At 65.9% G+C, this 14,444-nt stretch carries 12 protein-coding genes; 4 read left to right on the top strand and 8 right to left on the bottom strand.

What is annotated here, in order from left to right; all coding sequences use genetic code 11:
• Nucleotides 1–17: 17 nt before the first annotated feature.
• Both ACWF99_RS25105 and cobA read right to left on the bottom strand, forming a co-directional pair.
• Entirely contained in the window at nucleotides 18–1,478 is a 1,461-nt protein-coding gene (locus ACWF99_RS25105; RefSeq protein ID WP_378628251.1) for an MFS transporter, read from the bottom strand.
• A 78-nt stretch (nucleotides 1,479–1,556) separates the two neighbouring features.
• Nucleotides 1,557–2,798 carry a uroporphyrinogen-III C-methyltransferase gene (gene cobA, locus ACWF99_RS25100; protein WP_378626486.1) on the bottom strand — a complete coding sequence of 414 codons (1,242 nt, stop codon included), beginning with the start codon at nucleotides 2,796–2,798 and terminating at the stop codon, nucleotides 1,557–1,559.
• A 148-nt stretch (nucleotides 2,799–2,946) separates the two neighbouring features.
• On the opposite strand from cobA, the gene ACWF99_RS25095 reads away from it, so the two are divergent.
• Nucleotides 2,947–4,344, top strand: coding sequence for a purine-cytosine permease family protein (locus tag ACWF99_RS25095; RefSeq protein ID WP_452537556.1), 1,398 nt, complete (start codon nucleotides 2,947–2,949; stop codon nucleotides 4,342–4,344).
• Here ACWF99_RS25095 and ACWF99_RS25090 read toward each other — a convergent pair.
• Nucleotides 4,319–5,851 (bottom strand): PucR family transcriptional regulator, encoded by a 1,533-nt coding sequence (locus ACWF99_RS25090; protein WP_452537555.1) that lies wholly within the window; start codon nucleotides 5,849–5,851, stop codon nucleotides 4,319–4,321. The genes ACWF99_RS25095 and ACWF99_RS25090 overlap by 26 nt on opposite strands.
• Before the next feature lie 85 nt (nucleotides 5,852–5,936).
• On the opposite strand from ACWF99_RS25090, the gene ACWF99_RS25085 reads away from it, so the two are divergent.
• Together ACWF99_RS25085 and ACWF99_RS25080 are read left to right on the top strand one after the other, a co-directional pair.
• The gene (locus tag ACWF99_RS25085; RefSeq protein ID WP_378626483.1) at nucleotides 5,937–6,404 is read left to right on the top strand and encodes a nucleoside deaminase; all 468 of its coding nucleotides are present in this window, start codon (nucleotides 5,937–5,939) and stop codon (nucleotides 6,402–6,404) included.
• The gene (locus ACWF99_RS25080; protein ID WP_378626482.1) at nucleotides 6,401–7,360 is read left to right on the top strand and encodes an isopenicillin N synthase family dioxygenase; all 960 of its coding nucleotides are present in this window, start codon (nucleotides 6,401–6,403) and stop codon (nucleotides 7,358–7,360) included. Before ACWF99_RS25085 ends, ACWF99_RS25080 begins: the two co-directional genes overlap by 4 nt.
• A gap of 16 nt (nucleotides 7,361–7,376) precedes the next feature.
• On the opposite strand, the gene ACWF99_RS25075 is transcribed toward ACWF99_RS25080, so the two are convergent.
• Nucleotides 7,377–8,717 (bottom strand): DoxX family protein, encoded by a 1,341-nt coding sequence (locus tag ACWF99_RS25075; RefSeq protein WP_452537606.1) that lies wholly within the window; start codon nucleotides 8,715–8,717, stop codon nucleotides 7,377–7,379.
• Between the two features lie 505 nt (nucleotides 8,718–9,222).
• Between ACWF99_RS25075 and ACWF99_RS25070 the strand changes: the two genes are divergently transcribed.
• Nucleotides 9,223–9,852 (top strand): MspA family porin, encoded by a 630-nt coding sequence (locus ACWF99_RS25070; protein WP_452537554.1) that lies wholly within the window; start codon nucleotides 9,223–9,225, stop codon nucleotides 9,850–9,852.
• A gap of 488 nt (nucleotides 9,853–10,340) precedes the next feature.
• Here the strand turns inward: ACWF99_RS25070 and ACWF99_RS25065 are convergent, their stop codons facing one another.
• Genes ACWF99_RS25065 through ACWF99_RS25050 form a run of 4 tightly spaced genes read right to left on the bottom strand, consistent with a single transcriptional unit; the run spans nucleotide 10,341 to nucleotide 14,346 of the window.
• Nucleotides 10,341–11,693 carry an MFS transporter gene (locus tag ACWF99_RS25065; protein ID WP_452537553.1) on the bottom strand — a complete coding sequence of 451 codons (1,353 nt, stop codon included), beginning with the start codon at nucleotides 11,691–11,693 and terminating at the stop codon, nucleotides 10,341–10,343.
• A complete protein-coding gene (locus tag ACWF99_RS25060) occupies nucleotides 11,684–12,673 on the bottom strand; it encodes a phytanoyl-CoA dioxygenase family protein (protein ID WP_452537552.1) in 990 nt (329 codons plus the stop codon). Before ACWF99_RS25060 ends, ACWF99_RS25065 begins: the two co-directional genes overlap by 10 nt.
• A 9-nt stretch (nucleotides 12,674–12,682) precedes the next feature.
• Nucleotides 12,683–13,384: a hypothetical protein gene (locus ACWF99_RS25055; RefSeq protein ID WP_452537551.1), complete on the bottom strand. Its 702-nt coding sequence runs from the start codon at nucleotides 13,382–13,384 to the stop codon at nucleotides 12,683–12,685.
• Nucleotides 13,381–14,346 (bottom strand): hypothetical protein, encoded by a 966-nt coding sequence (locus ACWF99_RS25050; protein ID WP_452537550.1) that lies wholly within the window; start codon nucleotides 14,344–14,346, stop codon nucleotides 13,381–13,383. The genes ACWF99_RS25055 and ACWF99_RS25050 overlap by 4 nt, the downstream gene beginning before the upstream one ends.
• Nucleotides 14,347–14,444 lie beyond the last annotated feature (98 nt).

The following is a 14,444-nucleotide window of genomic DNA, read 5'->3' as shown; positions in this document are numbered from 1 at the left end:
CAGCGGGCCCGGCGGAGTCAGCTCCGCTGGGCCTCTTCCTGCGCGTGCTGTGCCTGCACGAGCTGTTGCGGGGTGTAGCGCACGGTCAGCGCGACGAGCGCGGCGACGGCGGCGATGATCGCGCAGATGAACAGCACCAGGGTGTAGCCGCTGTTGAGCGCGTCGATCTCGGCGGGCGTCGTGTTCGCGCCGGGGGTATCGCTGCCGCCGAGCGACAGCGTGCGCGACGCCGCGATCGGGCTGAGCAGACCGATGGCGATCGGTGTCGCCAAGCTCATGAACATCTGGCCGACCGCCGAGAGCGGGCCGATGTTCGACGGCGGAACCCCGACCAGCACGCACAGCGGAGCGAGCACGATCGCCATCCCGACGCCGAAGCCGATCACCAGCAGCAGGGCCAGCAGCGTCGGCAGGTACTGCACGTGCCGGTCCAGTGTCGACCCGAAGAACAGGCCGACGGCGAGCACCACACCCGCGGTGGCGAGCAACCAGCGCGGCGCGATCACCAGCGCGGCCTTGGAGGCCACGGCACCGCCGACACCGATGCCGATGGTGAACGGGATCGAGGCGACACCGGCCAGCAGCGGGCTGTAGCCGAGCACGTTCTGCAGCAGCTGGGCGACGAAGAACGTCATCGCGCCGAGCACCGCACCGGCCAGGAAGATCAGAACGAAGGTGGCGACCCGGTCGCGGCTGTCGAACAGCGACCAGGGCAGCAGCGGATCGGATTCGCGTCGCTCGGCGAAGACGAAGATCACCAGCAGGACGAAACCGCCGATCAGCGAACCGAGGATCAGTGGGCTCGTCCAGCCCATGGCCGGGCCCTCGGTGGCGCCGAACACGATCGTCGCGCAGGCCAGGGTGCCCAGGATCGCGCCCTTGATGTCGAGCGGCGTGCGGTGGTGTTCGGTGTCGGTGAGCTTGTAGACCGCGCCGAGCACGATGAGCGCGCCGATCGGGACATTGATCAGGAAGATCCAGCGCCACCCGACCTCGGTCAGCGCACCGCCGACGATGAGACCACCGACCGATCCGATGCCCGCCATCGAGCCGACGATCGCGATCGCCTGGTTCCTGGCCGGCCCGGGTGCGAAAGTCGTCGCGACCAGTGCGAACGCCGTCGGTGCCGCGATGGCGGCGCCCGCGCCCTGGAAGGCGCGCGAGATCAGCAGCATCGCCTCACCGGTGGCCAGACCACACGCCAGCGAGGCGGCGGTGAACAGGCCGACACCGTAGATCAGCATGCGTTTGCGGCCGAACGCGTCGCCGAGCCTGCCACCGAGCAGCATCAGTCCCGCGAAGGTGAGGCCGTAGGCGGTCACCGTCCACGCGCTACCGGAACTGGACAGCCCCATGTCCTGCTGCAGGCGCGGCAGGGCGAAGATCACGACGGTGCCGTCGAGCACCACCATGAACTGCAGACCGCTCAGCACGAGGATGGCCAGGCCGAACGCCCGCTGCTTCACCGGATACTGCATCGTCGCAGCGGGTTTATCGAGCACAGTGAGGCAGTGTAATTGGCGCACCGGCAACGAGTGGGCGCGCCGTCGGTGAAGCTAGTCGAGGCCGAAGCCCGCCGTGGGGCCGATGACGATGATCGCGGGCGGGCGGATGCCCTCTTCCTTGACCCGGTCGGCGACTGTGGCGAGGTCGGCGCGCACCACCCGCTGCGTGCGCAGGGTGCCTTCCTGGATGACCGCGGCCGGGGTATCGCTCGGGCGGCCACCGGCGAGCAGGGCCGCGGCGAACTTGTCGATCCGCTCGACCGCCATCATCAGCACGATGGTGCCGCGCAGCTTGGCCAGTGCCGACCAGTCGACGAGCGAATCGGGATGATCGGGGGCCACGTGTCCGCTCACGACCACGAACTCGTGGGTGACCCCGCGATGGGTCACCGGGATGCCCGCAGCGCCCGGCACCGAGATCGGGCTCGTGACACCGGGCACCACCGTCACCGGGATGCCTGCCTCGGTGCACGCCTCGAGCTCCTCGTAGCCGCGACCGAACACGTACGGATCGCCGCCCTTGAGCCGGACCACGAACTTGCCCGCTTTGAAGCCTTCGACGAGCGCGAGGTTGATCGCCTCCTGGGCCATCGACCGGCCGTACGGGATCTTCGCGGCGTCGATCACCTCGACGTGCGGGCCCAGTTCGGCGAGCAGTTCCGGCGGGGCGAGCCGGTCGGCGACGACCAGATCGGCGCGCGCGAGGAGCCGGCGACCACGCACGGTGATCAGGTCTGGATCGCCGGGACCGCCGCCGACGAGCGCGACGCCGGGGGTCACCGGTTCCGAATCATCGGTCACCACACCCGATTGCAGCGCTTCGAGGAGACCGTTGCGCACAGCCGCCGAGCGGCGGTGCGCACCACCGGCGAGCACGCCGAGGGAGAGTCCGTCGTAGCGGGCGGTCGCGGGCGTGACCGCGGTGCCGTCGCGCGCGATGTCGGCGCGGACGCAGAAGATGCGCTTGGCGGTGGCCTCGGCGACCACCGCGGCGTTGGTCTCCGGTTCGTCGGTGCAGGCCATCGCGTACCAGGCGCCGTCGAGATCGCCGTCGGCGTAAGCGCGCAGTTCGACGGTGAGTTGCCCCGCCGTAGCCATGCCCTCCACCGCCGGGGTGACGGCCCGGCTGATCACGTGCACATCCGCACCCGAGGCCACGAGCAGGCCCAGTCGGCGCTGGGCAACGGTTCCGCCGCCGACCACCACTACTCTGCGTCCACGCAGATCGAGCCCGACCAGGTAGTTCGGGTCGCCTGCGGGCGGGGTCGATGCGGTATCAGCGGTGTTCGGCACAGTGTCCCAGCCTAGTTCCTGGCTCGGTGCGGCCCGAACGCACCCGCCGACAGACTCGACGCCGATCGACGATCTGTCCGTCGGCGGACCCGTCTTGACGGACGATCCGTCGGTTGTCCACGACACAGGACCCGACGAATGTTCAAGAATGGCTACGACCGAAGACAACGCGCCCGCCGCGGACTACACCGATCGCGTGATCGCGGTGGAGCCCGGCGGCAACGAAACCATCCCCGAGTCCGCCCGGCACGGCAGTCCGCGCGGGCTGCTGTGGACGTGGACCTCGCCCAACCTCGAGTTCGCCACGATCTTCATCGGGGTGCTGTCGGTGACCGTCTTCGGCATGAGTTTCTGGCAGGCGACGCTCGGGCTGGCGGTCGGTATCGGTCTCGGTGCCGCGGCGCACTACGTGTTGTCCGCGCGTGGTCCGGTGTACGGCGTGCCGCAGATGGTGCTGGGCCGCACGGCTTTCGGGTATCGCGGAAATGCGCTGCCCGCCACGTTCATGGCGATCATGTGCGGTGTCGGCTGGTTCGCCACCAACAGCGTGTCGGGTGCGTTCGCGTTGAACACGCTGACCGGTCTGCCGAAGGTTCCGTCGCTGGTGCTGATCGTGGTGTTGCAAACCGGTTTCGCGGTCTTCGGGCACAACCTGGTGCACGCCTTCGAGCGGTTCGTCTTCCCGTTGCTGGCGGTGGTTTTCGTGCTGGTGACCGTCGTGATCGTCAGCAAGGCCGAGCTGACCGGCGCCGCGCCCGAGGGCGGTGTGGGTGGGATCGCCGGATTCCTGCTCACCGTCGGCACCGCCTTCGGCTACGCGGGCGGCTGGAACCCGTACGCGGCGGACTATTCCCGCTACCTGCCGACCGCGGTGTCGAAGGTCGCGACCGGCGGATATGCGGCGACCGGGCTGTTCGTCTCCTGCCTGTGGCTGTCGGCGCTCGGTGCCGCGTCGGCGACCATTGTGAGCGCGGCGACCGGGAGCCCCACGGACGTGTTCACCGCGAATCTGCCCGGCGCACTGGCGAATCTGACGCTGCTGGCCATCACCCTCGGCGCGATCGCGGCGAACGCGCTCAATGTGTACTCGGGTGCGATGGCGTTCGTGACGATCGGGGTGAAGCTGCCGGTGCGCACCCAGCGGGCGCTCGTTTCGGCGGTGTTCGGCGTGGTCGGCTTCCTGGTGGCGTGGTGGGCGCTGCCCGACGCGGCGGCCGGCTATGAGGCGTTCTTGCTGATCGTGGCCTACTGGATCGGGCCGTGGCTCGGTGTCGTGTTCGCCGACCAGTACCTGCGGCGCGGCACCGACATCCGCCCACTGCTCTACGACCGCGCCTACACCAACTGGGGTGGAGTCGTGGCCTTCGCGACCGGTCTGGTGGTGTCGGTGCTGCTGTTCTCCAACCAGGCGAAGTTCACCGGATACCTGGTGCGCGAGTTCCCGAGCCTGGGCGACATCACCGTTTTCGTCGGATTCGCGCTGGCGGGTGGGTTGTACCTGTTCCTCACCCGGGGACGCGTCAGTTCGAGACCCGGTGCGCGCTGAGCGCCAGCAGCACGGTGGGGGTGAGTTCCGGTGCGGCGGGGTCGAAGCCGAGGAGCGCCTTGATCCGGTCCAGACGTTGGTAGAGCGATTGCCTGCCGATGTGGAGGGCGGCCGCGCATCGGGTGGCGCTGCCACCGTGACGCAGGAACGCTTCGAGCGTGTGAGTGAGAGCGCTGTGATGGGCTGTGTCCCACGCGATCAGCGGGGCCAGGGTCGTCTCGACGAGGCGAGCGCGGTCGGCGGCGGGCAGCGTGTCGACGAGTAGATCACCGGCCAGTGCGCGCCGGGTGGTGACGGGGCCGTTCTGCCCGGCGCGGTCGCGGCGCTGACGGACGGCCAGTCGCAGTGCCGGTCCCGTCGCGACGAGTGCGGCGGACAGACTCGCCGCCGTCGACTCGGCCGGGTCCCCGACCACCAGGGTGACGCCGTCGATGCTGTTGGTGGCACACGCTTTTCGCATCAGGTCCGCGATCTCGGCGACGGGATCGGTCGCCCCGGGGTCGGGCGCGAGCACCCCGTACACCGTCGCGTGCACCTCACCGATCACCCCGGGGCGCCCGAGTTCCTTGACCGCACTGTCGAGCAGCCTGGCGGCGATCCGCGTGTCCGGCGCGTCGACCGCCACCGGGACCAGACGTAGCCCGGCCGTCGCACCGGCACCGGCCGCGGCCAGCCGCGCACGGAGATCGGCGGGGCGGATCTGCTTGTCCGCCAGCAGATCCGCAAGCAACCGGGTGGCCACCCGGCGCGGTCGGCCGGTGGGGTCGGCGGACCGCGCGAGCGCCGGTCCCAGCACGGCGGCGGCACGGTCGAGGACTTCGCCCAGCGTCGTCGGATCCAGCGGTGAACCGGGACCGGCGGTGAGGGTGCCCCAGAAACTTTCGCGCACCGTGATCTTCGCGGTAGCTCCGGCGGATTCCACGGCGGCCCAGGCCGATCGATCATCGTCCACACCGTGCGCCGCGACCAACGCCCCACTACCCGCGGTGAGCACCACCGGGCACCCGGTCACCGCGCCGACCTTCGACAGCAACCGCGCCGGGCCGTGGCCTGCACCGAGCTCGACCAGCAGCTCGCGGGTCAACCCGTCGACCACCCGCAGCATCCCCACCTCACGCGAGACGATCACCGTATTGGCCGCCCGGCACAGATCGATGAACGGCACCACGCGGCGCAGGGCGATCAGCGGCAGCCCGGCCCGCGAGGCCTCCGCCACCATGTCCGGCGGGACGGTGTCGAACGTGCGGCCCAGCTCGATCGTCACCCCGGCCACCTCGCGATCGGCGATCTCACGCAGGTAGTGACGCCGGGTTCCGGCATCGACGCCGGCCAACCCCAGCCCCGTCGTCAGCAGCAGCTCACCGCCTGAGAGCAGGGGGCTGATCTCGAAGATCTCGCTCGAGTGCACCCACCGCACGGCCCGGTCCAGCGACGAGCGCCCCGACAGCACCAGCGGGTCGGCCGCCAGGAACTGGTCGGCGAGCAGTTGTCGGACGGTAGGCAACATGCGGTCATCCTGTCATCGATCGACCGCACGGGTATGGACGAAATGTACGTTGCCGACCGGGTCGGCAGGCAGGACAGTGGAGTCCATGACCCAGCCGGACGCACTCCTGGACGTGGCCTACGACGAAGCCCTGCGCGGGCTGGCCGAAGGGGGTGTCCCCATCGGTGCGGCCCTGTTCGACGCGGACGGCACCCTGCTAGGGCGCGGTCACAACCGCCGCGTACAGAACGACGATCCGAGCGTGCACGCCGAAACCGACGCCTTCCGCGCCGCGGGCCGCCGCCGCGACTACGGGCCGACGATCATGGTCACCACACTGTCCCCGTGCTGGTACTGCAGCGGCCTGGTCCGCCAGTTCGGGATCGGCACCGTGATCATCGGCGAGGCGCGGACCTTCCACGGCGGCCACGACTGGCTGGCCGAACACGGGGTGAAGGTGATCGTGCTCGACGACCCGCGCTGTGTGTCGCTGATGACCGACTTCATCGCCGAGCGCCCCGACCTGTGGTTCGAGGACATCGGCGTCGCGCCGACGAAGGAGACACCCGCATGAGCAGCATCGCCTCGGTCGATCTGGCCCGCTGGCGCACCGGCGGCGAGGCGGCCCGCACCGTGGAACGCGAGGTCGACGAAGGGTTGCGCCGGGCCGGCTTCCTCCTGGTGCACGGTCACGGCATCGACCCCGCGTTGCCCGCCGCGGTCCGGGCGGCCGCACGCCGGTTCTTCGCCCTGCCGGAAGACGTGAAGCAGCGGTACGCGGTGGCCGTCGGCGGTCGTGGCTGGATCGGTCCCGGCCGCGAGGCCAACGGCTATGCCGAGGGCACCGAAACCCCGCCGGACCTGAAGGAGACCTTCGCCGTCGGCGCCGACACGGCGACGGGTGATCCGGCGATCGACCAGATGTGGTTCCTGCCGAATGTGTGGCCCGCCGAGGTCGTGGAGCTGCGCGCGCTGCTGACCGAGTACACCGCCGCCGTGCGCACGCTGTCCGACGAACTGCTCGCCCTGTTCGCCGCGGCCCTCGCGCTGCCGGTCAACCCGTTCGCCGACCTGGCCGCACGGCCGACCTGGACCTGCAATATCAACCACTATCCGCCGATGACCGACGTCGGCGAGCCGGAGCCCGGCCAGTTCCGCATCGGCCCGCATACCGACTTCGGCACGGTGACGGTGCTCGACCGAGAACCCGGCGCGGGCGGGTTGCAGGTGTACACCGAGGCCGACGGTTGGGCCGACGCTCCCTACGATCCGGCCGCGCTGACGGTGAACATCGGTGACCTGCTGGCCTATTGGAGCGGCGAGCGCTGGCCGTCGGGTCGGCATCGGGTACTGCCACCCCAGCCCGATGCACCCGAGGAGGACCTGGTCTCGCTCATCTACTTCTACGAACTCGACCACGACGCGGTGGTGACTCCGCTGGCACCGCCGATCGGCAGGGTGGCGCAGGGACCGCCGGTGGTGTCAGCCGATTTCCTCCGTATTCGGTTGGATGCCATCACTATCGGATAACGCACCGGGCGTCAGGTCATTCGAAGTACGGCTGGTTCTGCACCCAGCGGAAGTCTGTGCCGCGCAACGGGAACCGCTCGAGGTCGAGGCGGTCGAGAGTGACCGTGGCGGGCCGACCGTCCAGTTCGCCACGCAACGTCAGCGTGTCGGCCGAGGGGTGCTCGACGGTGAAGGTGGCGTAGGGCACCGGGGTTCCGTCCGCGCCGGTGGGCGCGGCGACGAGCGTCATCGTGGCGGCCGCCAGGTCGGTCGTGGCCGACACCGGCACCACCGAATCGTCCATCCGCTGGTATCCCGCCGAGCCCACGTCGATCACGAGGCGTTGCCAGCGCACCGGATCGGTGGCCACCGGCGGGATCGGGGTCGCTTCGACGCTGAACTCGCGGACCTCCCAGATGCCGTACAGCTCGGGTTTCGGTGCACCGCCGCCGTATTCGCGCCAGCTCTGCATTCCCGCGTCGATCATGCCCGCCGTGATCCACAGCCCGACCACGACCTGCGCCACCGCCGCCCATCGGTTCGCCCGCGACGAGGAGAACAGCGGTGGCTGCACGGCCGGGCCCGAATCACGCTCCAGCACCAGGAAATTCGCGAGCCTGCGCGCCTGCGGGGCGAGCAGCACCAGCCCCATCAGCAGCAGGTGCCCGGCCAGCATCTTCACCGGCACGTCGAAAGTCAGATTGAGCAGGAACACCTGCGCCATGCTGATCACCGCCAGCATCGCGCCCAGCGTGGCGGTGCGCGGCCAGAACAGCAGCAGACCGGCGAGCACTTCGGCTGTCCCCAAGGCGATCTCGTAGGCGGGAGACGAGCCGACCTGAGTCCAGAGCATCGCCATCGGCGTCAGATCACCGACCCGGGTCAGCAGGGTGACCAGCGCGGGCTCTGGCATCTGCGTCGGGATGAGCTTGGCGAACCCGTAGAACAGCATCTGTCCGCCCACACACAGCCGTAGCGCGGTGAGAAACCAGCTCAGCAGTCGTGGATACGCGGGCCTGCGCCGGTCCAGCACCGACCACACCAGGGTGATCAGCACCGCGACCACCAGCAGCAGGCCGCACTGGATCCAGATCGCGGCCTGGTCGCCGCTGCCGTTCATCGCCAGCTCGGCCTCCACCCCGAACACGTGCTCACCGATCCAGCTACTCACCGGATCGAGGGCCATGATCTGCCAGAGCATGGCCTCCTCGGGCAACCGCAGCGCGAGCACGCCCAGGAAGACGAAGGTGATCTGAGCCATCCACACACAGAAAAGTCCCAGGTAGGCCACACTGAACCGGAAGGCGAGCCGGGTGATCGGATGCCACGTCGGTGGCGGTGACGGCGGGCTCGCGATATCGTCGCGCGCACGCTCCATGGTCCCTGTGGTCACCCACGCCTCCTCATCGAGTTCGGTTGTTACCGAAGCTAATCGGTGCCGCCATCGAGCGCGTCCGGGAAAACCCTGATCTTTACCCTGCCAACCCCGAGCTGGATGCACCGATGCCGCGCCCAGGGACTCATGGCCTGTCCGTTCCGGACACGAATACAAGCTCCCCTATCTGCGGAAATAGTTGCGGCGCTACAAGTTTCGATAGCGGCCTCGACCCGATTTTCGATAGCATCTCCCATCGAGCCGCAGGGTAACGGAACGACAACACACGGACCCGAGAGTTGATACATGAAGACACCTGGAACGAAACCGATTTCCGGGGCGAGGTCACATCATTCAACCCAGAGTTTCTCAACTGAATTGACCGAACTCTCGACTATATATGCACCCGCGTCGACAAATATTTGCGATCGATGCGGAACGGAAGGGCCGGTCATTTCAGTCAACGATGAGACCTGCAGTGATCGGTAACACAATGACAGGAAGAGCAATGAAACTGAAGTCCATAGTGGCAGGTTCGGCAATAGTTGCCGTCACATGCATGGGAATGTCAGGAAATGCCAGCGCTGAAGTTCTGAACTTTACCCCTAAGAGTGAAAAATTCACCACAGGTGATGGCTGGGACGTCACCATCCGACTCGAAAACGAGTCCTGGAGCAGACTGGCGCCACAGAACCTCGCCGGCACCAGCCGCCAGGGTCAAGCCACCGTTCGCGGCGTCATCGACGTCGTCGGTGCGGGCAGGACCGAGCTGAAATCAGCCGTTCTACGCATTGGTTACATCGTTGGCTGCTTCGTCAACCTGAACAGCGTGACTGCCAGCATGGCCATGACCTTGAGCCCCAGCGTCGGCGTCAGCACAGTGGGGCCGACCGCACAGTTCGGCGGAACCGTCGGCCCAACCGTTGGCGTCGCAGTCTCTCCGGGCGAGATCAAGGCGTACTCGATGCAGGAGAAAGTTCTGGCCTCGACGCACTCGTTCGCGGAGATCAACAGCACGAACATGAACATCGATGGATGTCTGGGTCCTGCCCAGGTGCGCAGCTACGCCATCCTGACCATCGAGAGCAACGGCGGGAAGTCCACCAAGGAGATCTACGGAGATATCTTCCCGATCTGAGAAGGGCCTACACGATGAATAACCGAAAGACCGGGCTAGGGCTGCTGGCCGCAACATTCGCAGTACTTTCATGTATGGCGGTCGCCACCGTCAACGCGGCGCCTGGCGGGCTGCACATCAGGCCCGAACCTGGCGCAAGCGAGTTCGAAAACCTCCCGAAACCGACCATCACCGTGCCCACCACTTCGGGCAACGGTGGCGGATCGACGCCGACAGGTGCACCGACGACCACTTCCGTACCAGCGTCGACGAGGCCACCGGCGCAGGAGTTTCCGACCGCGCCGAAGGTGGCTCCAGCCCCGGAATCGTCAACCACAATCAAGAGCAAGGCCAAGCAGACGCCGGGTCAAGAGTTCCCCGATATCGCACGGCAACCCGGCGACCCGGACGCTCCTAACGCAGCGTGGGCGCCCGCGCCTGAGTAGCCCGCGCCCCTGCTGGACGTCCGGGCCGCGGTCGGCCCGTCGAGCGGCGGATTCCACCTACCTCTACGACTTCTCGGCCGGCTCGCTCGATGATCCGGCTGTGCCATCCCTGACCGCTGGTGACGTCGATCGGCTACGGCGGTGCGCACGTGCCCGCACGAGATACATTCCGCCACCACCGATAAAAAGAAGGGCGGCACCAAAAATGATCAGCAGTCGATACGGGTCACGCCAGCTGCCGTCGCCAGCGGTAAATCCTCGTCCCGCCGAGTACGACAGTGCCTGAGACGCAAGGAGTGTGGACGCGGCCGAAGTAATCGACACCATCGGACCGAATACCGCACTGACTCGCCCCATATAGCCCTCTGGCACCGCCTCTTGCAGAATCGGGCCCTGGCACATGATGTATATCGAGAATATCGCCCCACACATCAACATCACCGCACAGGCGGTTATCAACTGCCCAACGCAAGCGTAGGCGACGTAGCCGAGACCGAGGGCCGACAACGCGAGCAAGTAGGACCGGTTCACGCCGATCCGCCTGATCAGCCTGACACCGAGTACGGCGCTGACCAAGTTGCCGAGCGGAAACATCATCGCCAGTAGGCCGTATTGCCCCGGACCCAACCCGAGCGTTTTCAGGCCGAATAGTGCAAGTACCGAACTGTTGATTCCGAGAGATACACCGTAGAAACAAGCGCCGATGAGGACCACGCGCAGCATCGGGGTATGCCACGCAGACCGGGCTCCGTCGGCAAAATCGCGCCAGAAGTGTCCTGCGACCTGCCGTTGAGGCTGATACTCATCGTGGACACGAACCGTCATCACCAAGGAAATCGCATAGGTGGCGATACATACACATATGGCCACCCGAGCGCCCAAAAGGCCGAATACGGCGGGTCCGGCGGCGGTAGCCATGATGGCAACACCGGTGAGCGAGAACATCGACATACTCGCTGCCTCGATCCGCCTGTCCGGCGGGATGACCAATTGCATGACCGCCGCCCTGGACGGGTTGAAGAACTGTGCACTGATTTCGGACAGAACTATGCAGATGATAATCGCCGCGAATACCCGGCCAGGACTCGAATCAGCGAACTGGATGACGGCAAGCAGCGTCGCGAATACCCCGACTCTGATCCAATCGTTGACGATCATCGTCTTGCGAGAATCCCATCGATCGGCGTACACGCCCGCGACCGGACCGAAAATAATCCGCGGCACGGACGCCGCGAGAATCACGACTCCGATCAAGGCCGGCAGACGTGGATCGGTCGGGTAAAGGCGCACTGCCACCCAGACCGTGCTCGTGCTGGCAAAAAGGTACTCACCGAACGATGAGAACGCCTGTGCCAGCCAGAGGCGGCGATAGTCGGCACCGATCGACAGCGCGCCGAATCGGTCGATCAGAACCACCGCATGTCCTCCCATTCGCGTAGCACGGAGTCGGCAGCCCGCACGATTTCCGGGTCGGTACCGAATTGGCTGGCAATTTCCAGACCGACGCGCGCACGGAGGTTCCCTCGCTGCGCTTCCTGCAGCGCCGTGATGTCGCGCCACCGTTCCCAGGAATGATCGAATGGAACACTCGGCGGCTGCCGATGACGCCAATAGTGCGAATACTTATCCCAGCCACGGTAATGCAGGTCCCATGATGTCGAGGTGAATGGTTTCAAGTTCGTTTCCGCGATCGGATCCCCGATCGGCTGAAACCTGCACTCCACACTGAACCGCCATCCGTCGCCACGGTTGACCGACCCCCCATGGGGGGTAAAGGTCGAGAAGATCAGCGCATCGCCACGCGTCAACCGCGGGGTGAAAGAATCGCCGAGGTAGATCGGATCGACCTCCCATCCGGAGGGATTTTCCGCCAGAATCAGAGGCAACAGTCGGCGACGATTGATCGGGTAGATCGGCAGGCCACCACTGTCTCCTGCGACTGGGAACAGCGGAATCCACATGGTCAATTGGCGGGTGCTGCCTTGCAGCTCCGGATAGTCCTGATGAACACCAGCCGGACTGTGCAGGTCCGAAGCCGTCGGTGGGAGTCCGCGGACCAGCTTGATCGGATGGATGAATATGGTGTCGACGGAGGCGAGTCCGAGCAGATGTGCGACGAGGTCGAGCACGTCTCGTGAATGAAACAGGGCCTCCACCTGTTCACTACGATTGATCTCGCACAGGTCCAGGCCGGCAGACGAGTCCCCTTCGGGTACAGGCACGTAGCGCGGCTGGCCATAGACACCGAGAGTGCCGTCGGTGAGACCGTGGCGCATCAGGTCAGCGACCACGATCTGTTCGATTTCGTCGAAGGCTTCGACACTCATCAACTTCCGAGCGACTGCGAAGCCCCTCTCCCGAAGAGATTCCCTCGCTGCCGTGAACGTGCTCAGCATGTGGCTCTCCTACCGAGTCGACACGTGCGGATGAGCGAGCCGCAGGAAGTACAGGCAATCGCGGCTCTGGTGGAGGTCGAACAACTGTTGTGCGGTCGACTCGTGGACCGCGGGAGTCATGCGGGACGAAAGCCCGATATTGAGCCCCTCGAGAACAAGGGCATGACCCACGCGACCACATGCTGCCAGCGCCTCCGCGTACTGATGGTCCGGACCATAGCGACGCGGCCCATCCCAGTCGATCCCGAGAACTATCGCCATTCCGGGCCCGGTCGCCCAGCCTTGTCCTTGTATCAGCCGCCCCACATCGCCCGGCTCCCACTGCGACGATGCGGGGATCAGGGCTCGTGGCGTGTGGTCGAGGATCCAATATCCGTCAGGCCATTCCCCGACCGACTGGGTGATGAGGCAGGCGAACAACGAGGGTTCCCGAAGCAGTGCCTGATACAGGCTACGAATGATGATCCGCGCCGCGGCGTCGGTGAACGGCACACTGGAGTGGCGGGTAAGACTACGACGTGAGAGCACTCGCTTACAGTCGAACCCAGATACGACCTTGTCGAATAGGTAATCATGCTCGACCGCCCGTAAGGTCGCACCCGACACATCCTCGGCGACGGTCCTCAGGAAGCTGTACGGCCGCTCCCAGTTATGACGCTCCCATTCCGCCGGAACATCGCGGGATGCGCGGAAATCATGGACCAACATCATGACCATCCTTCTAGGATTCCCGACATCAACAGCGGAAGTCCATATTTGTCCTCATCCGCCTGGGTGGTGAGAAAGTCCATTTTCGGCGTTACGCAGGAGCGGTAGTTCCAATTGCAATATGCAGCCAGAGCCGCGAGCTGCCCATCAGCGTGACCAGCATCGACGAGGATCGCCCGAAAACTGCGCGGATCGCGATAGCGGAACATGGCGCGGCGGACCGCAGATACCATGTACAGCCGAAGGTGCCAGTCCGCATCCGACCCATCGGTTTCGAGTGACGGTGGCGAGAAGAACGAAGGTGGCAGCCGCTCCAGTGAATTGGTTCGCGCTCGATAGTGGAATTGTCCCGGCATTATGTTCGGCGCCCGGAGGATCTCGACGAACAATTCGGTGGGATGTCTGCCACCGCCGGACGGAATCGACTTCAGGAGGAGCTCGACCTGGTGATATCCGCTGTCCGGGTCATAGTAGGGAGCTTGGCGGCGCCGAACGCCGAAGGTACCGGATACGATCAGGGACAACTGGCACAGCGGCGAGTTGCGAAGTTCGTCGGTAGCCAGGTCGGCAGCATTGTCGAGGGTTATTGTTTCCGAACTGTCGAAATCAAGATATACCGGCGGGTACTCGTCGGATTCGACGTAACCGGCCATGATCTCAGCATCCGTAATTCTCGCGTCGATGCCGGTCGACATGTCGAGGAACGGATGGTCCCTGGTGGCCAGGTGGTATCCAGATCGTGGATCGGCCGTGTTCGGCTCGGCGAGCAGAATCTGCTCGTCTACCAGCTGTGACAGCGTGATGTCATCGAATTCGTTCGAATTCAAGCCAGACCCCGCGGTAGCCGCCGCGATCAGCTTTCCCGTTGCGACATCAACGATCGTGGCATCGCGTCCGGTGCTCGTTTCGATCCACCAATTGTCACCGTCTTGAAAGACGAGACTCGTCGGGTTGCGGTAGTACATGGTCACCTTCTTCGAGAGAGTCGATCCCCGGGCGTAAAGGCCCGGGGATCGGTCACCACTTACTTGACGTCGCCCGCTTGGGCGACATGCGGCTGCTT

Source organism: Nocardia sp. NPDC055002 (assembly GCF_053608825.1).
Note: the sequence above shows the minus strand (reverse complement) of the source record. Positions and strands in the feature narration are given on the sequence as shown.